This window comes from Arthrobacter sp. NyZ413 (assembly GCF_049390645.1).
GTDB lineage: Bacteria > Actinomycetota > Actinomycetes > Actinomycetales > Micrococcaceae > Arthrobacter.
Genome location: NZ_CP155434.1, coordinates 1128001 through 1152227, shown reverse-complemented (window position 1 = coordinate 1152227; position 24227 = coordinate 1128001). Strand labels below are relative to the sequence as shown.

Annotated in this window: 24 protein-coding genes and 1 pseudogene; 11 read left to right on the top strand and 14 right to left on the bottom strand. The window is 61.9% G+C overall.

Annotated elements, in window-relative coordinates:
- Window positions 1-14 precede the first annotated feature (14 nt).
- A complete protein-coding gene (locus tag ABCW42_RS05495; protein WP_423183902.1) occupies window positions 15-434 on the top strand; it encodes an excalibur calcium-binding domain-containing protein in 420 nt (139 codons plus the stop codon).
- 62 nt (window positions 435-496) lie between these two features.
- Here the strand turns inward: ABCW42_RS05495 and cspE are convergent, their stop codons facing one another.
- Entirely contained in the window at window positions 497-700 is a 204-nt protein-coding gene (cspE, locus tag ABCW42_RS05490; protein WP_423183901.1) for a transcription antiterminator/RNA stability regulator CspE, read from the bottom strand.
- A 251-nt stretch (window positions 701-951) separates the two neighbouring features.
- Between cspE and ABCW42_RS05485 the strand changes: the two genes are divergently transcribed.
- Together ABCW42_RS05485 and ABCW42_RS05480 are read left to right on the top strand one after the other, a co-directional pair.
- Window positions 952-1053, top strand: coding sequence for a type II toxin-antitoxin system Phd/YefM family antitoxin (locus ABCW42_RS05485; protein WP_423183900.1), 102 nt, complete (start codon window positions 952-954; stop codon window positions 1051-1053).
- Window positions 1054-1459: 406 nt separating this feature from the next.
- The gene (locus tag ABCW42_RS05480) at window positions 1460-2221 is read left to right on the top strand and encodes an alpha/beta fold hydrolase (RefSeq protein ID WP_423183899.1); all 762 of its coding nucleotides are present in this window, start codon (window positions 1460-1462) and stop codon (window positions 2219-2221) included.
- Between the two features lie 53 nt (window positions 2222-2274).
- Here the strand turns inward: ABCW42_RS05480 and map are convergent, their stop codons facing one another.
- The 3 genes from map to ABCW42_RS05465 form a co-directional block, all read right to left on the bottom strand.
- A complete protein-coding gene (gene map, locus ABCW42_RS05475; RefSeq protein WP_423183898.1) occupies window positions 2275-3045 on the bottom strand; it encodes a type I methionyl aminopeptidase in 771 nt (256 codons plus the stop codon).
- Between the two features lie 43 nt (window positions 3046-3088).
- On the bottom strand, window positions 3089-3373 hold the full coding sequence (locus ABCW42_RS05470; protein ID WP_423183897.1) for a hypothetical protein: 285 nt from the start codon (window positions 3371-3373) through the stop codon (window positions 3089-3091).
- Window positions 3374-3545: 172 nt separating this feature from the next.
- Window positions 3546-4151 (bottom strand): glyoxalase, encoded by a 606-nt coding sequence (locus ABCW42_RS05465; protein ID WP_423183896.1) that lies wholly within the window; start codon window positions 4149-4151, stop codon window positions 3546-3548.
- Window positions 4152-4325: 174 nt separating this feature from the next.
- Between ABCW42_RS05465 and ABCW42_RS05460 the strand changes: the two genes are divergently transcribed.
- Both ABCW42_RS05460 and ABCW42_RS05455 read left to right on the top strand, forming a co-directional pair.
- Window positions 4326-5603: a flavin-containing monooxygenase gene (locus tag ABCW42_RS05460; RefSeq protein ID WP_423183895.1), complete on the top strand. Its 1278-nt coding sequence runs from the start codon at window positions 4326-4328 to the stop codon at window positions 5601-5603.
- 129 nt (window positions 5604-5732) lie between these two features.
- The gene (locus ABCW42_RS05455; RefSeq protein ID WP_423183894.1) at window positions 5733-6515 is read left to right on the top strand and encodes a GntR family transcriptional regulator; all 783 of its coding nucleotides are present in this window, start codon (window positions 5733-5735) and stop codon (window positions 6513-6515) included.
- Window positions 6516-6527: 12 nt separating this feature from the next.
- Here ABCW42_RS05455 and ABCW42_RS05450 read toward each other — a convergent pair whose 3' ends face one another.
- Both ABCW42_RS05450 and ABCW42_RS05445 read right to left on the bottom strand, forming a co-directional pair.
- On the bottom strand, window positions 6528-7532 hold the full coding sequence (locus ABCW42_RS05450) for a nucleoside hydrolase (protein WP_423183893.1): 1005 nt from the start codon (window positions 7530-7532) through the stop codon (window positions 6528-6530).
- 27 nt (window positions 7533-7559) lie between these two features.
- Window positions 7560-9014 (bottom strand): MFS transporter, encoded by a 1455-nt coding sequence (locus ABCW42_RS05445; protein ID WP_423183892.1) that lies wholly within the window; start codon window positions 9012-9014, stop codon window positions 7560-7562.
- A gap of 130 nt (window positions 9015-9144) precedes the next feature.
- On the opposite strand from ABCW42_RS05445, the gene ABCW42_RS05440 reads away from it, so the two are divergent.
- From ABCW42_RS05440 to ABCW42_RS05420, 5 genes and pseudogenes are all read left to right on the top strand, one after another.
- Window positions 9145-10125 (top strand): ribokinase, encoded by a 981-nt coding sequence (locus tag ABCW42_RS05440; RefSeq protein WP_423183891.1) that lies wholly within the window; start codon window positions 9145-9147, stop codon window positions 10123-10125.
- Window positions 10122-10613 (top strand): annotated as a pseudogene (locus ABCW42_RS05435) (GNAT family N-acetyltransferase); the annotation flags it as partial. The gene ABCW42_RS05440 and the pseudogene ABCW42_RS05435, both read left to right, overlap by 4 nt.
- 272 nt (window positions 10614-10885) lie before the next feature.
- Window positions 10886-11866, top strand: a complete 981-nt coding sequence (locus tag ABCW42_RS05430) for a hypothetical protein (RefSeq protein ID WP_423183890.1) — start codon at window positions 10886-10888, stop codon at window positions 11864-11866.
- Window positions 11867-11884: 18 nt separating this feature from the next.
- Window positions 11885-12115, top strand: coding sequence for a hypothetical protein (locus tag ABCW42_RS05425; RefSeq protein WP_423183889.1), 231 nt, complete (start codon window positions 11885-11887; stop codon window positions 12113-12115).
- Window positions 12116-12339: 224 nt separating this feature from the next.
- Window positions 12340-12705, top strand: coding sequence for a TfoX/Sxy family protein (locus tag ABCW42_RS05420; protein WP_423183888.1), 366 nt, complete (start codon window positions 12340-12342; stop codon window positions 12703-12705).
- Window positions 12706-12768: 63 nt separating this feature from the next.
- Here ABCW42_RS05420 and ABCW42_RS05415 read toward each other — a convergent pair whose 3' ends face one another.
- Both ABCW42_RS05415 and ABCW42_RS05410 read right to left on the bottom strand, forming a co-directional pair.
- On the bottom strand, window positions 12769-13266 hold the full coding sequence (locus ABCW42_RS05415) for a uracil-DNA glycosylase (RefSeq protein ID WP_133204594.1): 498 nt from the start codon (window positions 13264-13266) through the stop codon (window positions 12769-12771).
- A gap of 964 nt (window positions 13267-14230) precedes the next feature.
- Window positions 14231-15640, bottom strand: a complete 1410-nt coding sequence (locus ABCW42_RS05410) for a DUF3100 domain-containing protein (protein ID WP_423183887.1) — start codon at window positions 15638-15640, stop codon at window positions 14231-14233.
- A 211-nt stretch (window positions 15641-15851) separates the two neighbouring features.
- On the opposite strand from ABCW42_RS05410, the gene ABCW42_RS05405 reads away from it, so the two are divergent.
- Window positions 15852-17336, top strand: coding sequence for a chlorohydrolase family protein (locus tag ABCW42_RS05405; protein ID WP_423183886.1), 1485 nt, complete (start codon window positions 15852-15854; stop codon window positions 17334-17336).
- A gap of 2 nt (window positions 17337-17338) precedes the next feature.
- Here the strand turns inward: ABCW42_RS05405 and ABCW42_RS05400 are convergent, their stop codons facing one another.
- From ABCW42_RS05400 to ABCW42_RS05375, 6 genes are all read right to left on the bottom strand, one after another.
- Window positions 17339-17698 carry a VOC family protein gene (locus ABCW42_RS05400; protein ID WP_423183885.1) on the bottom strand — a complete coding sequence of 120 codons (360 nt, stop codon included), beginning with the start codon at window positions 17696-17698 and terminating at the stop codon, window positions 17339-17341.
- Between the two features lie 35 nt (window positions 17699-17733).
- Window positions 17734-18513 carry an SDR family NAD(P)-dependent oxidoreductase gene (locus ABCW42_RS05395; protein WP_423183884.1) on the bottom strand — a complete coding sequence of 260 codons (780 nt, stop codon included), beginning with the start codon at window positions 18511-18513 and terminating at the stop codon, window positions 17734-17736.
- A gap of 127 nt (window positions 18514-18640) precedes the next feature.
- Window positions 18641-19819, bottom strand: a complete 1179-nt coding sequence (locus ABCW42_RS05390) for a hypothetical protein (protein WP_423183883.1) — start codon at window positions 19817-19819, stop codon at window positions 18641-18643.
- Between the two features lie 674 nt (window positions 19820-20493).
- Window positions 20494-20736, bottom strand: a complete 243-nt coding sequence (locus ABCW42_RS05385; protein ID WP_423183882.1) for a hypothetical protein — start codon at window positions 20734-20736, stop codon at window positions 20494-20496.
- A gap of 253 nt (window positions 20737-20989) precedes the next feature.
- A complete protein-coding gene (locus ABCW42_RS05380; protein WP_423183881.1) occupies window positions 20990-22657 on the bottom strand; it encodes a nuclease domain-containing protein in 1668 nt (555 codons plus the stop codon).
- On the bottom strand, window positions 22657-24072 hold the full coding sequence (locus ABCW42_RS05375) for an McrB family protein (protein WP_423183880.1): 1416 nt from the start codon (window positions 24070-24072) through the stop codon (window positions 22657-22659). Before ABCW42_RS05375 ends, ABCW42_RS05380 begins: the two co-directional genes overlap by 1 nt.
- Window positions 24073-24227: the final 155 nt, after the last annotated feature.

Sequence of the window (24227 nt, the reverse complement as noted above, 5' to 3'; positions counted from 1 at the left end):
CTCCGAAGGAGTTTGTGTGCACGAAGACCGATGCTGGCGCTTTGGTTTGGATGGAACGGTCCGAGTCGAAGAAGGTCACCGATGCACGAGCGGCCGCGCAAGCCGCTGCGGCAAAGGCAGCGGCAGATAAAGCGGCGGCGGACAAGGCAGCAGCAGACAGGGCGGCGGCAGAACAGGCCGCAGCGGCAAAGGCGGCGGCAGATGCCGCGGCTGCGCAAGCGGCCGCTCAGGCAGCCGCGCAAGCCGCTGCGGCACAAGCTGCCCAAGAAGCCGCCGCACGAGCTGCTGCACAGCAGGCGGCCGCACCGCCGTCGTCGGTCTACTACGCGAACTGCACAGCTGCACGAGCTGCCGGGGCGGCACCTATCTATCGAGGTCAGCCGGGCTATCGGGCCGCTTTGGATAGGGATAACGACGGCATAGCCTGCGAATAGCAGGAAAGACAAAAGCAGGGCCGGTTCAAACGAACCGGCCCTGCTTTTGTGTAATCCGAAGCTTAGAGAGCCTGGATGTTTACTGCCTGGGGACCCTTGGGGCCCTGCTCGACGTCGAAGGAAACCTTCTGGTTCTCTTCGAGGGAGCGGTAGCCCGAGGAGTTGATTGCGGAGTAGTGAGCGAAAACGTCCTGGCTGCCATCTTCGGGGGAGATGAAGCCGAAGCCCTTTTCAGCGTTGAACCACTTGACGATACCTGTAGCCATTTTTTCAGTTTCCTTACTGAAGGTGGAGGTTTGCCCCGACTGTCGGGCCTCCGTTGTGGGGTGTTCTCCACCGTTACTTCAGAAGGTCGCGGTTGATGAACCGCGGGAACTGCCTGAACTACCAAATGCCAAACACAACAACAGCCACAATCATACAGGGGTGTGGGCTTTTGGCTAGTGTTTGCTCAAATTCTTCATCGACCATCTCCGAATTGCTCCACCGTGAGTGCTCCGATTGCCACGGGGCCCAGATGACCACGATCCCGCACCGGGAGCTTCGCAACAACGGCAGCAAGATTCTCGAACGCGTCAAGAATGGCGAAACCATCGACGTCACTAACAACGGGGAATAGCGGCAACGCGCATGCCGCCATCCGCGTCGCCCTTCGAGCGGGCCCTGTTGTCGGGCGGAGTGCACCCTGCCGCAAGCAGCCCGGTTGGTTTCACGCTCGTGCCGCGCATCAAGAGTGAAATGAGCACCTCGGAGATGCTGGCCGAATTGCGCGACGAATACCTCTCCGCCGCGGCAGCAGGCGGACACAGTCTCGTCGCGTGCATGCTTCTCTACACCGAACTACATTGCGCTGCGCGTCGTCGCGGACTCGAAGCTGGGCCGGTCAATACCGTGCTGGGCGGAATCAACCTTGTGGACGTTATGCGTTCGGACCTGATGTCCGCGCCGGCGTCACCGTCCTGTCGCCCACAAACTAGCCGCTTCTCCCCGACCCGGGACCGATCTAAGCGGGGTACAGTTCTGCCATGGAGCCGATTCGGGTCATTCTTCTTCCGGGGAGCGTGCTTCCCGCCCAACCCGCCTATGGCGCGCTGATCGAAGCGCTGGGGCCCGACGTCGACGCCGTCGCGAAGGACCTCGAACTGTACGACGGCGATGCGCCGCCGCCGGGATGGAGCCTGGACACCGAGGTCGACGGCGTCCTCCGCGAGGCGGATTCGCGGGGCTGGGATACTTTCCATTTGCTCGGGTATTCCGGCGGCGGTGCCGCGGCGCTTGCTTTCGCCGCCAAACACCCCGAGCGATTGCGCAGCCTCACGCTCTTGGAGGCCGCCTGGGCGGGTAGTTGGGACTGGAGCTCTGCGCACGCCGAGCTCTGGCAACAATACGAAGCGCTCGAGACTCTTCCCCCCGCCCAGTTCATGGTGGCCTTCATGAGGTTGGGTGTAAAGCCCGACGTCGTCCTTCCACCGCCGCCTGAAGGAGAGCCGCCGCCGTGGATGGCCAAGCGTCCGGCAGGAATCAGTGCGTTTCTGAACGACTTCAAGGTCTACAACCTCGACCGCGCGCAGTTGGCGGCGTTTGTGCGACCGGTCTTTTTCGTCCTCGGCGGGCTCAGCAATCCGGATGACTATGGCGAGGTCGCGGAGAGGCTGTCTACGGTGTTTCCGGATTTCCGACTCGAGGTCTTTCCGGACCGCCACCACTTCGATCCTCCGCACAGGATCGAACCCGATCGGCTAGCGGCAATGCTGCGTGAGCACTGGGAACGATCGGGCGTTTTGTAGCATCGCCAACTCGCCGCTCTTGCGAAGGCGCGGAACCGGGGTATCGAGGACGCCTAACTCGGCAAGGTGAGGATCTCGGCGCCGTCGTCCGTGACCGCGATGGTGTGCTCACTGTGCGCAGTCAGGCAGCCTGTGGCGCTTCGAAGGGTCCAGCCGTCGGGATCGGTGATGAGCAGGGCAGTGTCCGCCATGACCCACGGCTCCAAGGCCAGCAAAAGCCCGGGCTGGAGTTCATAGCCACGGCCCGGCCGCCCGGTGTTTGGGATATGCGGGTCCTGGTGCATCGTTGATCCGACGCCATGACCTCCAAACTCCGTGTTGATGGGATAGCCTGCGTCACTCAGGACCGAGCCTATGGCGTAGGAGATATCACCGATGCGGGCACCGGGGCCGGCAACGGCTATTCCCGCCTGGAGCGCACGCTCGGTCGCGTTGATCATCGCGACGCTCTCCAACGGCTTTGAGTCACCGACAATGAAGCTGATCGCGGAGTCCGCAACGACTCCGTCCTTGGAGACTGCGAGGTCGAGCGTGAGCAGGTCGCCGTCGACGAGCTTGTAGTCGTGCGGTAGTCCGTGAAGCACGGCGTCGTTAACGGAAGTGCAGATGTAATGCCCGAACGGTCCGCGTCCGAATGACGGCGCGTAGTCCACATAGCAGGACACCCCGCCGGCGTCGACGATCATTTCCCGCGCCCAGCGGTCGATGTCCAGGAGATTGGTTCCAGCTTCGACGCGGCCCTTCAGCGTGTACAGGACGTCAGCAACAAGGGCACCCGCTGCCCTTGCGCGGCGCAACTCGGCAGGGTTCAAGATCTCGATCATGCGGCGCCTCTTCCATGCGCTTCGAATAGCTCTCCCGGCAATACTATTCCGACGATCGCGGCAATCGCCGGTGGGCCCGCACGAGAATCATCGCCGCAGCCGCCGCTGCCGCCAGGAACGAAAGGGAACCGACCGTCAGGAAGTACTTTTCGGTCAAAGTCATGCTTGTGAGTTCAAGGTAGTCGTCGTAGGGGATGCGACCGAGCTTCGAATCGTGGCGTGAGTATCGCACGGCGTATCCCAGAAAAGTGATTGCCGATAGGCCCGCGCCGAGAACCGCGACGATTACGCAAATGGTGAACATCGTCTTCGCGGTCGAAGCCATCATGTTGTTGTCTCCACCTTCGCCGTTGCGGACCCTGTTGTCCGTGTAAGAAGGTTAGGGCCATCGACCGCGCGTGAGTGGTGAATTGACGAAAGTTGAGTGGCGAAACCGCCCCCATTAGGTGGAGCGATCCCGCCAGCCCAGAGCTCACGTCTTGTCCTTGCAACGCACTGTCCTATGCGGCCTCCCAGGCGAATCCGTCGGGATCCGTGAACGGGCCGGCCGGGCTGCCGATCGCGATCCGGTGCGATCCGCCGCCGTCGGGAGTTACACCGGCGTCCTTGGCGAGGGCACGGCGGGCGTATAGGCCCAACTGAACCGGGCTGGACGGCATGTTGAATTCGACGTACTTACCGAAGCTCTTTCCAACGGTGAGTCCGCGGTCGACGTAGAACTTCTTGCTTGCCGTCACGTCAGCGGCTGCCACGAGGAGGACGAGTTTTTCGATCTCGCGTGTGGCTGGCCCTGTGTCTTTTTTGGCTGACGTCGCGACTTTCCAGATCGCGCCGTCCGGGGCCTGCACCACGCCGCCGTAGCCCCACAGAGATTTCTGGACAGGTCTAAGTGTGGTGGCTCCGGCCGCTACGGCGGAGTCGATCAGGCTGCTGACCGTAGAGGGTTGTGAAACGACGAGCGAAAGGGTGTATCCGCGGAATCCGTTGGTCGCGGCGTTGGCCGCGCGAACGCGCACGAGTTCGCCCAATCCGAAGGCGGCATCATAGAAATCGGCGGCCGCCGCGGGGTCCGGAACTTCGAGGGTGACTGAATCGATGGAGGTCATGTCAGATCCTTCAATAGATGTTGATGGGTTCGTACTTTTGACTCTAGGCACGGGCCACTTTGATCGCTTCTCCGATCCTGACCGATCCGTTCCCTCCTTGAATTGCCAGGCGTAAGGTTCTGCCAAAGCGCCGAAGATTGACCTGGTGCCGGCGAGCAGGAGAAGGGATCAGCCATGGAAACTGAACCGCTAGGGGACGGACCATCGGGCAATCCCCTGGACATCAATACGGTGGTTGTCGGTGGCGGCCAAGCGGGACTGGCCGCTAGCTACTTCCTCAGCAGGGCCGGCGTCGGGCACGTCATCTTTGACAAGCGGGCCGCGCTGGGCGGCGCGTGGCAGGACCGTTGGGACGCGTTCGTCCTGAACACGCCGAATCTCGCGCTGAATATGCCGGGACTCCCGTATTCGGGGACGGAACCTGATGCGTTTATGGCGCGCGACGACGTCGTGGACTACTTCCGCGAGTATGCGCGGCGGATCGATGCACCGGTCAGGACCGGAACGGACGTGACCCGGGTGTCGGCGTCGGACGGCAGTTTCAATGTTGAGACGTCGGACGGAACCTGGCGCGCACGGAATGTGGTGTTGGCGACCGGCGGGTTTCAGATGCCGAAGATTCCACCGGTCGCCTCGGACCTTCCTCGGGATATCGTGCAGCTGCACACGGACCAGTACCGCAATCCAGCGCAGCTGCCCGGTGGCGCGGTACTGGTTGTCGGGACCGGGCAGTCGGGTGTCCAGATCGCCGAGGAGCTGCTCGCGGCCGGGCGGCAGGTTCACCTAGCGGTGTCGACGTGTCCGGAGGCGCCGCGCCGCTACCGCGGGCGCGACACACTCTATTGGGTTCTGCAGACCGGCCTCCACGGCCCCGAATACGGAGTCAACGCCCTGAGGGTCCAGCAATTGCCCTCCCCCGCGGCCCGCTTCGGCTGCAACCCGCTGTTGTCCGGTTCCGACGGCGGCCACGACATCCGCCTCCGCGAGCTGGGCCGCAGCGGCATGCGTCTGCACGGTCGCTTGGAAGCAGCCGACGACGGCGAACTCGTCTTCACGGACGATCTCGCCGACCGCTTGGCAACAGTCGAATCGGGCTTCAGCCAACGCATGCAACGTGCGCTCGACGCATATATCGCCGCCGCGGGAATCGACGCTCCACCCGCGGAGGTGCGAGCCACGGATGACTGGCTGCCGGAGGAGCCGGCCCGGCTCGACTTGGCGTCGGAAAACATCAGCTCGGTTCTTTGGGCGACGGGCTACCGGTTGGACCTCAACTTTGTTGACCTTCCCGTCCTGGACCAGTGGAGCTATCCGCGCCACGAACGCGGCGTCACCGAGCATCCGGGATTGTTCGTGGTGGGCCTGCCGTGGTTGACGGGCCACTACTCCGCGCTCATCGGAGGTGTGGGCGTGGATGCCGAGTACGTTGCGGCGTGCGTGGCGGGGCGGTGAAGGACTGGGGCTGAACTGGCCGGGATCCCGTGGGCACGCTGTCGAGCCGAAAGCCCCGCCTTGTCCAACAAGCCCGTACAACTTGCTACGCTGGATTTTTCCCCCCAAGACCACAAAGCGAGGCATATCGTGCACGAGGACGCCGTCCGGTTCCTGTCCCAGCCGGTGGAGGCGCAGCCCGGCTCACCGCTTCGAGTGGTCGTTTACTCACGGATCGCCGAAGCCATCCGCAACAACTTGCTGCACCCCGGCTCCATGCTTCCCACCGAAACAGAACTCGGCACGGACATGAAGGTCAGCCGCACGGTGGTGCGGGAAGCCCTGATGTTGCTTGAGGAAGACGGTCTCATCCGGGCTCGGCGCGGCGTCGGGCGTTTCGTCTCGGATACCCTGCCCCGCATCGGTATCGAACGCATCCGACCATTCGAGGAAGTCCTCGGTGGCCCCGGGAAAAAGGTGGAAATCAAGCGGACCCAGATGGTGAAGCAGCCCGCGTCCGAGTTCGCGGCCCCGGGCGTCGGCGTTAAGCCTGGCGAGGATTGCTGGTTGTGGGAGTCCGTGCTGATCAGGGACGGCGAGCCGATCGCGCAACTGCAGGAAAACATCTCCGCCCTCCCTGTCAGCTTTGCCGGCGGTCCCGCCGCGCCGTTGGAAATCGACGACGACGGCGGCACCACCTTGCTTGCCGCGCTCAACAAAGCGGCGGGCCGCAGCCTGGGGCCGGGTGAGTGCCAGATCAGCCTGAGCCAGGTAGGCCCGAGCCGCGCCAAGTTGTTGGACCTGCGCGCCTCGGACCCCGTCCTTGTCCTGACGCAATACGTCCGGCACGCAAACCGGCCTTTCTACCTGGCCAAATGCCTCATCGCCGACCGCGCCGGGCACCTCTCGGTGATGCAGACGCTCCAGTCCTAAGCCCCCAGGCGGTCAGGCGACGGACGCAGCCAACCCGAGATCCGCCGTCGTACTCTCAGCCGAAAACGACAGCAGCGTCTCCACGAGGTGCGGCGCGAAGTCGTCGGCGAGGGACAGCACAACGCGGCAGTGTGCGCCGGGCTGTTCCGGGTAGTCCATGTACAGTCCGCGCAGTTCGCAGATGGTTTGGCCGCGGCCGGGACCGGAAGTGGTGTCGACGTCGACGCGCACCACGGGTGCGACCGCCGCGGAAACGGCACCGACGGCGAGCGCCGCGGCAAGGGGGTCGTGCATGGCGGAGCAAGCGCGGCCGTAGATGCCCTCATAGAAGCGGAAGTAGTAGCCGAGCATCTCCCCCAGCGCTAGCGGGACGGCCTCGGTCGAAGCGAGGAGTTCTTGCCTGTGGCTCTCCTCCAGGACGTTGGCCATGGTGACGTCGAGCGGCACGAGGGTGATCTTCCAGTCCGCGGATAGCACGAGAGCGGCGGCTTCGGGGTCGTTGGCGATATTCGCTTCAGCTACGCGGGTGATGTTTCCGGGGGCCAAGGCAGCCCCGCCCATGATGGTGATTTCGTCCACCAAGCCCGGCAGCTCGGGGTCGAGGCGCAGGGCTTCGGCGATGTTCGTCAAAGGCCCAATGGCCAGGACCTTCAGCGTGCCGGGGTGCTCGTGCGCGAGCCGGACCAGCATCTCCGGCGCGGTTTCGGGCGCGAGTGCGGCAGCCGCCGTCGCGAGCGAAACCTCTCCGATCCCGTTGGTGCCGTGCACGTGCGGCGCTCCGCCATGGAAGGATCCAGCGAGGGGGTCATGCGCGCCGAGCGCGACAGGGATGTGTGCGTGGCCGGCGAGTTGGAGGAGGTCGAGGGTGTTTCGGGCTCCGACGGCGGCGCTGACGTTACCGCTGACGCTGCCGATTCCGCGCACGTCGGCATGTGGCGAGGCGAGCAGGTAGGCGAGGGCGAGGGCGTCGTCGATTCCGGTATCGCAGTCGAGATAGAACGGCGCGGGCGTGGTCATGGTTCTCATTTCGGTAGGTGAGTGGGATTAGAGGGTTTCGCCCTTGGGGGCGGCGACGAAGAGGCTGACGATGAACGCGACGGCGGTGATCGCCACCGAGATCCAGAGGGCTGTGGCGTAACCGGCTGAGGTCGCTTGGGCGGCGAACGGCGCAACGATCACGACGCCGAGACTCGCCCCGATGCCGAAGCCCGCACCGTTGATGCCCGGCAAGGCAGCCGGTGCCTCCTTCGGCGAAAGGAGCACCGAGAGTCCGTTGATGGCGGTGAGGAAGAATCCGTTGTAGAAGATGCCGAGGGATGCGACGGCGACCATCACCGCGATCTGGTTGCTGGAGAACGCGGCGGCGACGATCGCGCTGGCGAGGCTGAGTGCGGTGCCGGCGCGAAGGGTCTTGATCCAGCCGCGGCGGTCGGCGAGCCAGCCGGCGAGCGGGGCGGCGAAGACGCCGATAAGCGCGGCCGGGGTGAGGAACAAGAGTGCGGAGAGCGATGCGCTGAGTCCGAAGCCGTGGTGGTTGTCCTGGCTGAGCAGCACCACGGTGAAGTTGATGATCGCGAAGATGCCCGCGAGGGTGAGGACCGTGGTGGCGATGACGGGCCAGACTTGCCGCGAGCGCAGGTGGTGGACCGCGATGAGCGGGTTGCGGCGTCGCTTCTCGATCATCCAGAAGGCAGCGAAGGATGCGATAGTTCCCGCGAGCAGGGCGAGGGTGCTCGGCGCGGTCCATCCGGCGGCCGAGCCGTCGGACACGAAGTAGGTGATGAAGACGAGGAACACCGAGAGCGATCCTGCTCCCCACCAGTCCATCGCGCCGCGGATCCCCCGCGGCTTGCCCTTGGGAACGGTCTTGAGGATGCAGCCCGCGGCGATGATGGTGAGTATCAGGACGACGACGAAGATAGAGCGGAAGCCGAGGGTTTCGGACATGAGTCCGCCGAAGTAGCCGTCAACTCCGCCGATCCCACCGTTGATGGCGGCGATGATGCCCACCGAGGTGCCGAAGACGTGGGGCTGGAGGTTTTCGCTGAGCACGATGTAGGCGAGGGCGAAGACAGCGCTGGAGACGCCCTGAAGGAATCGTCCCGCGATGAGGACGGGCAGGGTGGGTGCCGCGATGCACAGAATGGTGCCGACGCCCATGATCGCGAGCACCAGCAGGAGCGCGGTGCGGCGTCCAATGAAGTCGCTCCACCTGCCGATCACTGGACCTGCGATGGCCCCGGCGAGGAAGAACATGGACTGGACCGGGGCGGCACTGTCCGCACCTAACCCGAAGCTCTCGGCGATGTGTGGCAAAGCCGGGGTGACCATGCTCGCGTTGAGCTGGAAGGACAGCACGCCGAGAAGCAGCGCGGAAATAAGCATCGCCGCGCGGCGGCCGCCGAGTTTGTTTTCGGCTGTTTCGGCTGATTCGCCGGTGACCGTTTCGCCGACGACGGCGGGTGGCGGCGTTGTTGTGACGCTTGCTGGGGTGTTCACATCAAACTCCTTTGTTCTGCAGGCACGTCCTGCCGTTGGGATGTGAGTTGTTATACAACCATGTATGACACACAAGTACAACCATCCCGTACACTATTTCCTCATCAGCCCTCTTTCGTTAGGACTTCCCATGAGCACTCGACTTCCTGCCGTCACCGTGGTCGGCAGCATCAACCTCGACATCATCGCCACCACGGACAGGCTGCCCACGGCCGGGGAAACCATCGGCAGCGGCGTTCTAAGCCAGCAACCCGGCGGCAAGGGGGCGAACCAGGCGGTCGCTGCCGCGCGGCTTGGTGGAACTGCCCGGATGATCGGGGCCGTTGGCTCTGATTCCCAAGGCGGCGTGATGCTCTCGGCGCTGTCGTCTGCGGGGGTGGACGTTTCGGAGGTTGCGGTGCTGGATGGCGCCGCGACCGGCACGGCGCTGATCGTGGTGGATCACGACGGCGAGAACCAGATTGTCGTGTGCCCGGGGGCTAACTCGGGGTTTGCCTTGGATGGCGTTTCTTTTGCTCCTGAGGAGACCGTGCTGTGCCAGCTCGAGGTCGGGCTGCCCGTAGTGCTGGAGGTTGCGCGTCGCGCTTCGGGTTTCTTCGTGCTGAACGCGGCGCCTGCAATGGACCTTCCGGCGGAACTGCTGGAACGGTGCGACCTGGTGATCGTCAATGAGACCGAGTATGAGCTGATTCCCGCTCTTTCGGGGGCGAAGTTAGTGGCGGTGACATATGGTGCTGCCGGCTCGGCGATGTTTGAGCACGGTGTCCGTGTTGCTGAGGCGCCTTCGGTTTCAGTGACCGTGGCGAATACGATCGGCGCGGGCGATGCGTTCTGCGCTGGTTTGGTGTTGGCGTTGCGGTCGGGGCTTTCTTATGGGGATGCGCTGGCTGTGGCCAATCTGGTTGGCGCCGATGCCGTGGCGAATCCGTCGTCCCAGCCGAAGTTGGGTTCGTTGGATTCGTATGTTGAGCGCGTGGTTTCGGCTGGGGTTGGGCTGGCTGTGGCCAATCTGGTTGGCGCCGATGCCGTGGCGAATCCGTCGTCCCAGCCGAAGTTGGGTTCGTTGGATTCGTATGTTGAGCGCGTGGTTTCGGCTGGGGTTGGGCTGTGAACTTGGTTTTCAGGCGCGCTTCGGCGGCCGATTTCCCGGAGGTTCGGAGGATCACCCGGGAGGCATATGTGCAGGCGGGGCACTTCACGGCCGACCACCCTTACATGGGTGTCTTGGACGATGTGGAACACCGGGCGGAGCACGCGGAGGTGTGGGTGGCCGAGTCTGCCGGCGCAGTGGTGGCCGCTGTGACATTGACCTTCACCGGCCAGCCATACAGCGAGATCGCGCTGGACAATGAGCTCGAGTTTCGGATGCTGGCGGTGGATCCTGCCTTGCAGGGCTCGGGCGTCGGCCGGGCCGTGGTTCGATCCATCATTGAGCATGCTCAGCGGTTGCCTGGAATTCGTGCGATCAGCCTGACGAGCGCGACGTTCATGGAACGGGCGCATTCGCTTTATCGGTCTCTTGGTTTCCGGCGGGCGCCGGAGCGCGATTGGTATGTGCCGGGCGAGGACGTGTTGCTGTGGGTGTTCCGTTTGGAGTTGGAGGGGCTGATAGCCCGAGCCACCTCCTCAAATAGCCGACGGCGAATGAAGGCTGAGCAGAGGGACACCCCAACTAGGTGTTTAAGCTCTTTTGCACCTAGACAGACGTAATTTCACACCTAGATTGGCTGTTTTCACACCTAGATCCGACAATCTCACACCCAGCCGGAGACTGCTGGCCGTATTTTTCAATTGGGTTCGGACGACAGATTAGACCGCGACGCCCGACCCGATAGCGAATGTCGTCACAGCGATTGGGGAGAGATATGAGAATGTTCGCGAACCATCTGGGGAACGAAATGAAGTTCAGAGGAAAGCTGTTATTGACCGCAATGCTCGTCGCAGCGGGGCTTGTCTTATCTGCACTTCCTTCCGCGGCAGCCGAAATGCCTTCGGATCAATCGGCTAGAGCACTGGACGCATTGGATCGAGCCGTCAAAAATACGGAGATCCCACACCAAAACTCACGCGCGAGCTCGTCGGCGCGGTCGTCTGTCGAAGCCGGGCACAATGTCGACTCGAAGTCGGCTGTGCGCGCAATTCGAATCGTTGATCGAGGAGCGGAAGTCGATCTGCCGGGGGGCACATTGCAGGTCCGTTTCCACGACGATTCGGTTCAGAAAGCTGATGCCAGCAGGGGACCCCTGACCGTATTCGGGTCGAAGTCTTCGGACTACAACTACGCCACAGGTTCCACGGGCGGTCGACTCGCGGGATACACGATCATCAACTCTGCTAAGAAGAGCAGCTTCGGCTACGAACTTCTTGTCAACGGAGCTCCAGCCATCCTCGAATCGCGGAGCAATGGTAGTGTCGCGGTCTATTCCAACGACGGCACACTGGTTAATGTGATACTCCCGCCTTGGGCTGTAGATGCCACCGGCAAGGATCTGCCGACGTCCTACTCAGTCAATGGAAACATTCTCCAACAGGACATCAATTTGCGAGGAGCGGCATTCCCAGTAGTCGCCGACCCGCGGACGGCCTGCGACGCCTGGTTCTGCACTGTCGAATTCAATAAGTCCGAAACCAAGACCATTGCGGACAATGGATGGCAAGCAACGGGCGTCGTCTCCCTCGGTTGCGGACTGCTGACTCCGGGGATGGCCGTGCTTTGCGGGGCAATCGGGGGTGCCCTGACAATCGCTGCGTCACAAGCTCACAACCAGGGCGATTGCGTAGGAATCCGAACGTATCGATGGACCAGCCAGATATCCTTCCCTGTCATTTACAATGGCAGCAATTGCAGGTAACGGCGCAGGAGCCACCAAATGATCTCTGCGGAACAAACCCGCCAAGTCATGCTTCACGGCTGGAGCGGTTTGCTGACTCTTGCGATAGCGCTCTTGGGCATCGTCATGATTATCGTCGACCCCGTTCGAGTGCTGCTCGGTCCACTTTGGACCGCATATCCGGTCATCGCATTCGGATACATCTTTCTTGGTGTCCCTGCAATTCACCGTTACCGGTCAGGAAAAGCCCGCGAAAACGGATCTCTCTAGACCCTGGAGTCTGAACGGCTCGTGGTCGGATCCGCGCAACGACAATCCAGTCGTTGTGTGGACCGACCCCGAGCCCCTCCAGCGCAAGTCTCGCGGCATGGATCGCTCACCACCCCTGTCCGCAACGCCCACGCGCACGGTCCCCAGACGCTGGCCGCACGCATCCTCACGTCGTATGCTGCATGCAGTCCCAGGCTTTCGATCCCCTACTCCGGAGCAGGCACGTGCAGATACCCAAACCGTCCGACGCCGACAAAGCTCACTTCCGCGCAGTGGTGCCGGACAACCCCGAGGTGGTGGTCAAGCCGATGTTCGGAAACCTCGGCGCCTTCGTGAACGGCAACATGTTCGCCGGATTGTTCGGTCCGATGATCGGCGTCAGGCTCTCCGACGCCGATCGGGAGTCACTCGAAGCCAACCACCAAACTCTTCCCTTCGGCCCGGAAGGGCGGCCCATGGGCGGCTACGTCGGACTGCCCGAAACCTGGAACGCCGACGAAGAGCAAACGGCCGAATGGGTGGACAAGGCTTTCGCCTACGTAGCCACCCTTCCGCCAAAAGCCGCGAAACCGCGTTCGCCGAAGAAATAACCGCAACCCCGGCGCGAGCTGGGTGGTAAGCCACTCAGCGCCTGCCGGGGATAGGCGGTTTGCTTAGCGCCGTCCTGCTTGGAGGCCCGCTCGTGCCATCGCGTCTGCGTAGGAGCGGCCCATTTCGATCAGCCATTCGGTCTGGCGTTCCTTGGACCCGGCGAAGGCACGCCCGTGGAGCGAACGGGCCTTGTAGACCTTCAAGCCGCGCCGCCAGATCAGCGGATTGTCGGTCTTGAGGAGCATCTGCGCGAGGCGGTTGGCTTCCGTTCCGTGCGCGACGATCGCCGAGGCGCGCGGGACGAGCCTGAGGAAGCCGATGAGCGGCTTGAGGCCGGCGTTGACCTGCTCGGGAGTCAGTTTTCCGTTCGCCTCGCCTGGGGTGAACCACGGGTGGGTGTTCCACGGCATCATCCACTCCGGGCGCAGGCCGAGCTGGAACTGCAGGCCCAGGAGCCGGGTGGCGGCAACGTCGTCGCCGGCCCAGACAACTCCGCGCGGAGAGGCCTCTCCGGTGTTGGAGAACAGGGAAACAATCCGGCACTCCTCCACGGAGTGCATCGGATCGACATACGGGACCTCGAAGCCCGGACGGAGCTTGCGGAGGAAGTCCACGTGCTCGTTGACCGGCGCTATGTGAGGGGCAAAGAAGGGGCTGTCCGGAACCGCAGGAACCGTTTCTTCCGCAGGAGCCTGGGCTTCTTCCGTGGAAACCGATTCGGCACTGACGGGCTCGACGGCGGCGGGTTCGACGACGGTCACAGTCGCCTTTTCGCGCGCGGGAGTTGCAGCGACGGCCGGTTCTTCGACAGCGGTGCGCTCGACGACGGCGGCGGGCGCGGTTTCCACGACGGCGGCGGGGGCCTCGGCCGCCGGAGCGGCGGCGGGCACTACCCGGCGGGTAATGACCGGGCTGGCCTTCGGCAGCGACTTTGCCGTGGCCTTTTTCGTCGCTGTTGCCTTGGCGGAAGCTACCTTAACAGCGTCCTTCTTGGCCGGAGCCTTCTTTTCGGCCTTGGCAGGGGCGTCGAAGTCGTCCTCGTCGTCAAAAAGACCATCGAAGAGCTTGTCGAGTTCGTCATAGCCACTGTCGTAGTCGTCGTCCAGCTCGGGGCCGCGCCCGAAGCCTTCCTCATAACGCGAGTCGAGCTCGCTGCGGTAATCCTGGTCGTAGTCTTCGAAATAGTCCGGTTCGGCCAATGCGGTCATGAGGGCTGGGGGTCTCCTCGGGTCGGGCAGGGGCCGGTACCGGGCGCGTCGACGCACGTCCGTTCCGGACCAATTGATGGGGAGGCTCTCCGGTTTGCCGACGAGCCTTTAGATCTTAGCAAGCCCGAGATGGCTTGCTGTCCATCCGCCGTTCATGTTCGACCGAATATGGCGTGCGCTAGGGCTCGAAGGGGCCACGATGCGTCGAATATCACCTGCAGGCCCTGCCGAGGGTTTCGCCCAGGAAACGCGGGAAGGTGGGTGGAAGGGACGAAGGAGTCCATTCCACCCGCCTGGATTGGGGTTATGTCACCGCTCAGACATGGATGACGAATTGCGCAAGAGCCGCGGCTGCCACGAAACTCGCAGAGAACGTGATTGTCGCCACAACTACTGTGCGCCAGTTCAGGGTCTTTAGCGCGTTGACATCGCGCCCCACATTCATGCCGAGCAGGGCAATCGATCCGAGGCCTACGTACAGGGCGTCGAGGTTGTGGGTGAGGGAAACGATCGCGCCGCTGAAAGGAAGGATCGGCGCCGTCGCCAAGGTTGCGAGGGCGAGGACCCATACGCTCGACGGCACGGCGGGGATGTACTTCGCGAGGACGAAGGCCAGGGCGGTCAGGAGGCCGAGGATCACCACTCCAACTACGTCGTTAAGGCTGGTGGACTTGGTGCCTAGGGCGTTGAGGACTACTCCGGTGGCGATGCTTGCTGCGAACGCGATGATCCACGTCGAAGGCTTCGTACGTACCTCGGGGTCCTGGATCACCGCCGAAACGTCTACCGTACCGCTATCCTTGCGCCCGCGAAGGTTCGCCGAAACGACCTTTCCGTACCGGTCAAGGCGCTTGCCGTCGTCGTTACGCCGGAAGAGGCGCGACCAGAACTTGTAGAGCCTCAGGGCCATAGGCAATGAAAGGAAGGCGCCGGCGTAGAAACCCACGAGGTTCGTCACGAGGTTGGAGAGGGCCGCGAGCGCCATGATTTCCGGCGCTTGCCCCGGATGGAGGATGGAGAGGGCCGCTACGCCGCCGAGCATCATCGATCCCGAGCCGAGCCCCAAGCCGAGGGCCAGGGCGAGCGGGTCGAAGATGCCCATCCCGCCGAGCAGCCCGGCCAGCAGGGAGATGAAGACCGCGCCGAAGACGCTGCCGAGCAGCCAAACCGAGAACACGCCGCGGTAGACCGGCGACTTCACACCGAAGCGCTGCAGCGCGTAGGCCAGGTAGGATTCACGGTCGATCGCCCAAGTGGCCCCGATTGCCGTCCGGCCCATGCCGAGTGCGACGCCGACGGGCAGGGCGATGATGACGGTACCGAAGATGTGGCCTACTTCCTGAAGCAGGATGGCCGGGCCGAGTGCCGTCAGTTTGGCGAGGGAGGGCCCCACCTGGGTGCCGAGGGCCGCCAGGAACATCACGATGCTGACATTGAGCAAGACAGAGGCCACCGCGCGGCTTTGGCCGGACATCGGCCGTACTTTCTGCACCCCAATGACCGCACCGATCAGCACTGCCCACAAGACCGGCATGAGGACGATCGCGGCGTTGCCGAGCGGAATCTTGTGGGTGCCGGCCAGGATGGCGACGGCGCAGATACCGGTGGACAACAGGATCATTGATCCCCATTGCCGCGCCGTCGGGGTGAAGAGGCGGGTCGCGCCGTCGTCGACCTTTGCTACCGGCGCATCCACCTCCGGAGTGGTTGTGGATCGGTTCTTCATTGTTCTGCACCCTTCGTGTGCTGAAGAGGCGTTGGGCGGATTCGCCTGCGCCATTTGGTATACCAAAAATGGTAAGCTCGATCACATCGCAATGCAATACATGTCACAGAAGTCGCATGAAATCTCTGGAGATCGTGGGCATCGTCGCCCATGGTCGCCGCCGAGCAAGAACTGCGGCTAGTTAACCTGGGATACCAAATATGGAGGATTCATGATTACCCAACTTTCTGCCCGGTACGTCCTTGGCTATGACGGGACCCGGCACGTGCTGCATAAGGACGGGCACGTCGTGATGCGGGACGACGAGGTGATCTACGTCGGCACCGCCTACGCGGGTCCCGTGGACGAGCGCCGGGATTTCGGACAGAGCCTGATCGCGCCTGGCCTCATCGATCTCGATGCCTTGGCGGACATCGACCACATGATCTTCGATTCCTGGCCCACGGAAGAGACCGCTCCGGGACTGCAATGGTCCGAGGACTACTTCACCCACCGCCGTCGGGATGTCTTCACCGCGGCGCAACGCCAGATCGTGCGCAAATTCGCCTTGGCGCAGCTGGCATTGCACGGTGTGACCACCTACATGCCGATCGCCTCGGAGATCCACAGCTCGTGGGCTGAACCCTTCGAAGAATTGCAGGGGATGGCACAGTCCAGCATCGAACTCGGCTTGCGCGGCTTCCTGGGGCCGGCCTACCGCTCGGGGATCAATGTCACAGACGACGACGGCGGCCGCGTGGTCCTCTTCGACGAGGACGAGGGACGCAAGGGACTCGCCGACGCCGTCCGGTTCCTCGATTACGCCGAGGAACTCGGGCACCCGTTGCTGACCGGTGTCCTGCTCCCCTGCCGGATCGAGACGCTCTCGGACGACCTGATGCGCCGGACCGCCGAGCTGGCCACCGAACGCGACGTCTTGGTGCGCCTGCATTGCCTCCAGCAGCCCAACGAAGACGGCTTACTCCTCAAGCTCACCGGACGCACGGTCCTGGAGCAGCTGGCGGATTCCGGATTGCTGGAGACCCGGCTCCTGATCCCGCATGGGATCGTGATCGACGGCACGGACCCGTCGTCGAGCGCTGAAGGCGGGCCATTGGAGGTACTGGCCCGGTATGGCGTCAGCGTGATCCACTGTCCCCTCACGTCGTTCCACTACTCAGGCATGCTCAAGTCCTTCGACGCCTTCGCAGCCGCCGGGGTGAACATGTGCCTGGGCACGGATTCGTTCCCGCCGGACCTGATCAAGGGTATCGACGTCGGCACGCACCTCGCGCGCATCGCGGAAGGCCGCCGGGACGCCGGCTCGGTATCAGCGTTCTTCGACGCCGCCACGCTGGGCGGTGCCAAGGCTTTGGGCCGCGACGACTTGGGACGCTTGTGCCCGGGCGCACAAGCGGACATCATGGTCGCGTCGCTGGGCGACTTCCGCGACGGCGTCGTGGAAGATCCCCTCCGCACGCTCATCCTTAACGGTTCGGCTCGCAACGTCACGGATACTTACGTCGCGGGTCGCCCTGTGGTTGTTGACGGCTCGCTTCCGGGCATCGATCTCGACGAAATACGCGCCGAGGGACAACGGCTTTTCGGGCAGATGGTCGAAGCCTACGGGGAACGTGACTACCGGCGGCGCGAAGCCTCCGAGTTGTTCCCGCCGGTGTACGTGGCGGCGCAGGTCACGGAGACGGCGAACGTGTAGCGTCAGTCCTGGCAGAGGCAGAACGGATGGCCGGCCGGGTCGAGGAACACCCTGAATGACGTTCCCGGCTGGTATTCGTGCTTGGTAGCCCCGAGTTCGAGCACGGCGGCCTCGGCGGTGTCGAGGTCGTCCACCGAGACGTCGAGGTGCATCTGTTGCGGGACGTCCTGGCCTGGCCATTGCGGGGGCGTGAAGGATTCGACCTTCTGAAAGGCGAGCGAATCCCCGTATTCGGCACGAACGGACCACCAGTCGTCGTCGTTCCGCTCGACTTTCCACTCGAGGAGGGCGCTGTAGAACTCGGCAAGGGTCTTGGGGTCGGGACAATCGAGCACCACGACCGGGAAGCGTGCGATAGCCATGGGCCCCACTCTAGGACCGTTTGATGAGGATCGCATCAGCTTGTCCGGTAGCGCGTGGCAAGCTCGGGGCTCTGCGCGCCGAAAGCGGCGAGGTCTGCTTGGAACACTGCGTCGAGGAGCCGGGTGTTCTCGACGCCCGGGGCGCAGACGGTTTCGCCGAGTTCCAGGCCGCGTATGCTGGCGGTGACGACGTCGGCGGCGCTCATCCGCGGAATCATGCTCAGGTCCATGCCTTGGCGTTCGTGGAATTCCGTGGCCACGACGCCCGGGCAAACCACCTGCACCGTGATTCCGGTGCCTTCCAGCTCGGCGCTGAGGGTCTGGGACATCGCGACGAGGTAGGCCAGGGATCCGCCGTAGACTGCGCGGCGGGGCATCTGGGAGTGCGGGGCGGGGCCGCCGAAGGAGATCATGCCGGCCACGTTGATGATGGTTCCCTCGCCCCGGTCCTGCATGCCCGGGATCGCGGCGCGGCTGAGCATGGTGGGAGCGAGGACCTTGACGTTGACGAGTTCCGTGGCTTTGTCCGCCGGGAGCTCGGCGAGAGGCATGTAGTGTGCCACGCCTGCGTTGTTCACGAGCATGCTCACTGGTTCGGTAGCGCAGATCTGCGCTACCGAGTCGATCCCTGCGGGCGTGGACAAATCGGCGGCCACGGATCGGATCTTGGTTTCAGGGTGGGATTGGGCGAATTGTTCCAGGCGCTCCTGTCGTCGGCCCACGATCACCAGGTCGTAACCGTCGGCGGCAAGTCGCTCGGCAAATGCCCAGCCGATTCCGGAGGTGGCTCCCGTGATAAGTGCAAGCTTGCTCACTGTTGTTCCTTCCGTATGCGGCCATGGCAACACTCCCACGCAACCACGCGCTGACGGTGCTGTCCAGCGTCGGTCCGGGCTTGGAGCCTCCTCCCGCGCCGGAATCCCTATGCGAAGCTCCGGGCTCTCAGCGTGTGGGAAGGGGCGTGGGAGTCGGCGCCGGAAGCTCGGCGATGTTTCTGTAGATCTTGGAGTTGGCCGTGGTGTGCCCGTGGTCGTCGGTGACGTATACCTCGATGGCGAAGGTGCTGTCGTCGTGGTCCAGGGTGAACGCAATTGTGGGGTTTTTGACGGTTATTGTGCCTTGCGAGACGATTCGGCCGTACCTCTGCTCGGGAACGCTGAGGTCCGCGCCGTGCTGCGCCGGGTCGCGGATGAAATATCGGACGGTGTAGGGCCCTGAGGGTAGTGACCGCATGATCGGGTAGAAGGTGAAGTCCCTCGTGCCGGTGCTCGGATACACCGTCGCATGCCACTGGTAGCTGGCGATGTCGGGGGTAAGAGCGTCGTTGAGGTCGCGGATGCCGGTGCGGTTCGTTTCGGCGTCATAGCTGCGGTTGGCGTCAAAGCTGCGGCTGTGTCCGAGGCCTTTGGCGACAGGTCCGAGACCGAAACCGAGGCTTAGGCCAAGCCCGATCGAGACCACCGGGAGGATAATCGCCCACATGCGCGCGCGGTGCCGCAGGCCTGTTCGCATGGCCTCCCGATGCATCGAGAGCGTGTACGGTACGACGCCTGTGGGTATGGCTCTTGAGTACGGGCTGTAGCCCGCCCGCGCCCAGGCCTCGATGTACGCGGCGCGCGGTGGCAGAGGAGCTTGTGTCCCTCCGGCAGGGTTCCAGTAGGACAGGAATGGTAGCGGCAGGTCCCGGAGTCGGTCGTATGCGTCCTTGGTGGTGAAGGTGGGCACCATGCGGTACTGAACTCCCCCGCGGGCGTAGTGCTGGTGGAGGTAGGCGTGGAAGTCTTCAAGCTGCGTGCGGTCGACCCTGACGCGGACGACGAATGCCCTCGTGACGATTGCTTCGAATTTGGTGAGCGTGACCCACTCCCCCGCATACCAAAGCAGGACGGCACCTGAGATAGCCGAGATTATTGACCCCGCCAGGATGAGTCCCTCGACCCAAGCCGGGATGATCGTGCTGTCGCTATCGTTGACAACGATCGAGGCGGCAACCGCTGCAACCGCCATCACCACCAGGCCGGCACCGAGGACAGCACCGGCCCAGCGCGGCATCCGCAATGCGCGAATCTGGACTGGCAGATCGTCCTCGCGAAAGAGATCCCCGGAATTCGGAACGAACATCGCTACCCCCAACGTTCAGTGGGAAAGGCCCCGAGCACGATGCTGTCATAATCCGCTCCGTCTGGAACGTCGATTGACGAATCTTGGGCAATTCTTAGACAAAACCTTGCACTGTCACGCGGTGTCCGGCAGTTAACCTCGCGAATCGGGTTGCGAAGTATGTTGGGGGACATGAAGCTCGCTGGACTTCTCAGCCAAAGTCTTCTCCCGACGCCATACCAGCCCACCAATGGCGGCCGCGGCACTCGCCGTGACAACCTCCGTCCACCATGGCCACTGTGTATCCGAACCCGATGCCAAAGCCATAAGGATCAGCAGAGTCAGAGCTCCGGTTGTGGTGGCAGCAATGGCTTTCTCAAAGCCGGGTCGAACTGTGACCAGCCGAACGACGCCAAGGGTGAAGACCACAATGATGAAACCTGACGGGGCACCTACGAACGCACCGCCAAGTCCGCCGAGTACCAACAATCCCGGGCCGCTGGTCGCGCTCAAAGAAACAATCACCAACACATACGCGCACCCAAATCCGGCACCAAAGATCAGCCCTCGGGACATTAATCTATTCATCGTTTCCTTAGTGCGGGGCGACATTACGGGATTCAACAAGCTGGATCCACGGTAGGGCAGCCGACCGATTCATTCAGACCTTGGTGCTCAACAGACGGACAACGAGATCAGACTGAATCGCCGGCGGATCGCGACGTCCGCAAGGCATCATGCTTCACCCAACTATTGACGAGGACGATATCGACGACGGCGTCAACGGCAGCGACGGCGAGAAAGATCCATCCGGGCGCGCCCGTGGCGAAAACCCAGATTCCGACTGCCACCAAAACCGCAGCCATCGCGTAGTTATAGATGCGACGTCCCGGTGTTGCTCTACGCGCTTCCGCCATTTCGAGCATATATTTCAGCATGATGTTCCTCCGGGCCTACCGACAGTATCCGCCGGCTGCTGCGGTGGCGGAACCTTCGTCGCAGCCGGAGTTGGCACCGTTCAGCTACTACTTCAAGAGGAGCCCAGGCGCAGATGCAGCCCGCCAGCGAGTTTTCTCCCTAGGCGGTGCCGCTGAATCCGCCCGTTACCCCCCCCCCGGGCGGGTGCGACTAACCAACCGGAAGCATGTCTCCGCTGGACACCGTTGCAGACAACAGCGGTATCGCCGGGGACTACATTCGTCCGAGCAAGCGCTCAAGGGTGTCCGCAACCATTGACAGGTCCGCCCCAGGCTGAAGGACCAAGGCCCCAAGACGGAAGCGCTCCTGATAACCGGACCGAAAGATTACGGTAGGCATGCGCTCTTTGCGCCAGTCCGTCTCTGGCCCCATTCCGCGTGGCAGACTTGGTGCAACTATCAGGCCTGTCGTGACGATTCGACGATGATAGGGACTCGAGTCACCCCCACTTTCCTGTATTAGGGCGTCTTTGTACATATGAATGGAGGCGACCGCATCGTTCAGCTCCGACTCGACCCTATATTTCGTATCAAGGACAATGATCTGCCCCGATGACATACCGTCCCCCTGAATTTCCAGAACGATATCAGGAATCATATGCCGCGAGTACGATCCCAGGCCACTCTCACTTTGCCAGGTCTCTCTGTAGACCGGCTTGAATCGCAGAACACTGCCTTGAAAAACAACAGAGCTGGCCGTTAGAGAAAACGTAAGGGTATTTTGTTCCAGAGCGTCCCGGAACATGGAGCTGGCATCCAATGCTGGATCAATCGTTCCTGCTGCCCTCGCGAGCCGGAGGGCGACCCAAGTCTCATATAGCCGAAACGTTTCTCGCAAAGGAATCTTTGTGAACTCCCCATCTACACTATTCACGCCAGAATGTATGTCACGATAGAGACGATATAGTGATCGATAGGGTTCTACACGCTCGTAGACATGCGAATAACCCCAGCGCCCATGAATAGGCTCAACATTAGCAAAAATAGGCAGGTCTAAAAGCCCAGTAAGCTGCCTTGCCGCGAACCTACAGCGGCGAGCCAGCACGGCCTCGCCTTGCCCCACCTCCCGGTACTCGAGGTTGCGAATCGCACGCCGAAGCAGGCGGATAGTGTATTTGATAAGGCCCAGAATCTCTTGATGCTCTCGCTGACGTACACCGGGAATAGTGCGAGTTTGGTCCACCCGACGTGGGAGCAGGCCTCCGTTAGCAGCAACAAGACGCGCAACCCGATGGGGTAGATTTTGCTTGACGTGCTGATCAATTGGTACTCCGTGCCGCCGGCTACGGTTCCATTCAGCAATGCTCAAGGCTCGAGCATCCCTAAGGGCAACCAAGCGAGTTGCTCTTCCCAGACGCTTGGTGTGGCTAGAGTCGAGTTCGAGGACCAGCGTTCTAAGGAGACCGGTCGACTCCGTTAGAAACTCCACCTGAGCAATGGGGAGAACACGTTTGCCCCGAGTCAAGCCGGTGTGGAGTCCGGACGTGGACGCCAGGGAACGAGTGTCGTCCATGATGTCCTTCAGCATCAACCGAAAGTCCTTGCGAACGAGTTTGGATTGAGCCGGATCAACAGTTACTCGCACGGACTCAGGTTCGGCCCTAAGGCCTAGAATTTCTACGTCAGCAAAACCGGCATTGAAGCCAACGGGCCATTCAAACCAAATTTCCCGCTCTGAGCTAACATCACGGCTTAATAACACGCCATTAACCCTGAGCGATATGTCGTAAGGTCGACCGATATCCCCATTTAAGTACCACCAGTACGTGCGGTTTTCCGTTATCGATCCTTCTTTCCCCTCGATCACGTGGGGCCAAGCCTGAGCAATCGATGGGGCGGATGATGATTTGGTGGTGTGAAGTAATAAATTCCAATCTGCCATCATCGATACTTGAAGAAATCAAGTTGATCCAGGTCGGACTTCATTAACATGACTCGTTTTTGAGATAAAGTTCGGCCATCGAGAAGCTGTATCAGATCCAACAGCATTCGAGAACACTCCTCACCACCCCGAAGCTTTGGAAGGATCTTCTGATCAATCTGATAGTCGAGCGCATCGATTGTCGCGCCACTCTTCTTCGCACTCAACAGATAGAGCGCGATTTCCCTGACAGTTCGGTTTCCAAAATGAAGTTGGAAAGGGGCAAGTAGGGCTCCGAGGGCAGCTAGGTATTCAACTACCTGATCCGTTAGCACTTCAGCCAATGCCGGCTCGGTTTCACGTAGCCATTCTGAGAAAGATTTGACGTCGACGTAGCTCAAATCTTGAGAGTTGGCCCGGTCAAGGACCATTCCGCTGAAGGGCAGCACGCTTTCGTCATCATTTACGGTCCCAATAAGGTACAGGTTTTTCGGCCACGGGATCTCTGGAGGGACACCGGGAATGGTTTCTGAGCCAACTGAATGAAACCTAATGGCACCTTCAATCTCCATGGCACTAAGCAAGGAGGCGAAGTAATGTTCTACCTGCGCCCTATTCATTTCGTCCAACAGAACGAAAACTGGCTGCATAGGGTCTGAGTGAGCGAGTAGCAAAGCATCCAGGAAGGCGGTTCGTCGGTAACCAGCCGGGTCGAGAACATCCTGATGGCCCAGGAGAAATGTGGGATCAGTCCATTGAGGCTCAACGGCAACAACTATGAAGCGGTCGTGATTCTCCGCCAAGCTGTCCGCACCCAACACTGCGTATGCATAGCACTTGGCTAAACGAGACTTGCCCGTTCCAGAAATTCCACGCAAAATAACAAAATGTTTGTCATAGTTGTGGGTCAGATTCAGATGAAAGGCCTCCAACGTGGCGTTGCTGTAATGGCCGCCTAGTGAGCGTGTTCGTTGCGTCACCTCACGGATGGACAACTGCTCTGGACGCGGAACAGCCTGGATTACAGCACCATCGCTTTCGAGTCTCAGTATTTTCTCTGGTGCATTGAAGTCCCGACGAAGGCGATTAACAATGTCCACTTCTGCGGGCGAAAGCCTACCGCTCCTTTCCACGTCCGCATAAACAATTTCGTCGACGGGTACTGGCTCACCGTACTCCCCGGTCTCAAGTTCGGGATCAATGCGGTCACGCTCCTGCATCACCGTGGCGTAAAAACCAGTCCGGTGCAGCAAGAACCTTGTGTTGTTAGTTGCCGGCTCTTTCCCCGGCTGGGCGCGAGCATCAAGCACGCTCAGACGGTGCTCTAAGGTAGCCAAGTTCTCACCGCTGAACACGAGGGCGACGTAAAGCTCTGTGTCTTTGTCACCAGGGAGAAGCAGCTTGGCCGCGAACGCCCATGGGCGCGCTTCTTGCACTGCCGTTTTAAAACGGCTCCGAGTCCGGAGATTCGGAATGCCTACTTTGAACCCGTCCATGAGAAACCGCGCACTATTGGCAGATCCCAGACTCGGCTCCGCCTGGATTATTACTCCAGGATGCCTCTGCTCCAGCCTGTGTGAAAATTCGTCCC

Coding starts and splice junctions, on each gene's coding strand:
- ABCW42_RS05410 (WP_423183887.1), bottom strand. CDS start 15,640: ATGAAGAACCGATCCACAACCACTCCGGAGGTGGATGCGCCGGTAGCA.
- map (WP_423183898.1), bottom strand. CDS start 3,045: ATGATCGAGATCTTGAACCCTGCCGAGTTGCGCCGCGCAAGGGCAGCG.
- ABCW42_RS05385 (WP_423183882.1), bottom strand. CDS start 20,736: ATGCTGAAATATATGCTCGAAATGGCGGAAGCGCGTAGAGCAACACCG.
- ABCW42_RS05450 (WP_423183893.1), bottom strand. CDS start 7,532: ATGACCACGCCCGCGCCGTTCTATCTCGACTGCGATACCGGAATCGAC.
- ABCW42_RS05425 (WP_423183889.1), top strand. CDS start 11,885: ATGATCTCTGCGGAACAAACCCGCCAAGTCATGCTTCACGGCTGGAGC.
- ABCW42_RS05465 (WP_423183896.1), bottom strand. CDS start 4,151: ATGACCTCCATCGATTCAGTCACCCTCGAAGTTCCGGACCCCGCGGCG.
- ABCW42_RS05440 (WP_423183891.1), top strand. CDS start 9,145: ATGAGCACTCGACTTCCTGCCGTCACCGTGGTCGGCAGCATCAACCTC.
- ABCW42_RS05390 (WP_423183883.1), bottom strand. CDS start 19,819: ATGTTCGTTCCGAATTCCGGGGATCTCTTTCGCGAGGACGATCTGCCA.
- ABCW42_RS05430 (WP_423183890.1), top strand. CDS start 10,886: ATGTTCGCGAACCATCTGGGGAACGAAATGAAGTTCAGAGGAAAGCTG.
- ABCW42_RS05405 (WP_423183886.1), top strand. CDS start 15,852: ATGATTACCCAACTTTCTGCCCGGTACGTCCTTGGCTATGACGGGACC.
- cspE (WP_423183901.1), bottom strand. CDS start 700: ATGGCTACAGGTATCGTCAAGTGGTTCAACGCTGAAAAGGGCTTCGGC.
- ABCW42_RS05485 (WP_423183900.1), top strand. CDS start 952: ATGACCACGATCCCGCACCGGGAGCTTCGCAACAACGGCAGCAAGATT.
- ABCW42_RS05470 (WP_423183897.1), bottom strand. CDS start 3,373: ATGATGGCTTCGACCGCGAAGACGATGTTCACCATTTGCGTAATCGTC.
- ABCW42_RS05460 (WP_423183895.1), top strand. CDS start 4,326: ATGGAAACTGAACCGCTAGGGGACGGACCATCGGGCAATCCCCTGGAC.
- ABCW42_RS05415 (WP_133204594.1), bottom strand. CDS start 13,266: ATGCACTCCGTGGAGGAGTGCCGGATTGTTTCCCTGTTCTCCAACACC.
- ABCW42_RS05480 (WP_423183899.1), top strand. CDS start 1,460: ATGGAGCCGATTCGGGTCATTCTTCTTCCGGGGAGCGTGCTTCCCGCC.
- ABCW42_RS05380 (WP_423183881.1), bottom strand. CDS start 22,657: ATGGCAGATTGGAATTTATTACTTCACACCACCAAATCATCATCCGCC.
- ABCW42_RS05400 (WP_423183885.1), bottom strand. CDS start 17,698: ATGGCTATCGCACGCTTCCCGGTCGTGGTGCTCGATTGTCCCGACCCC.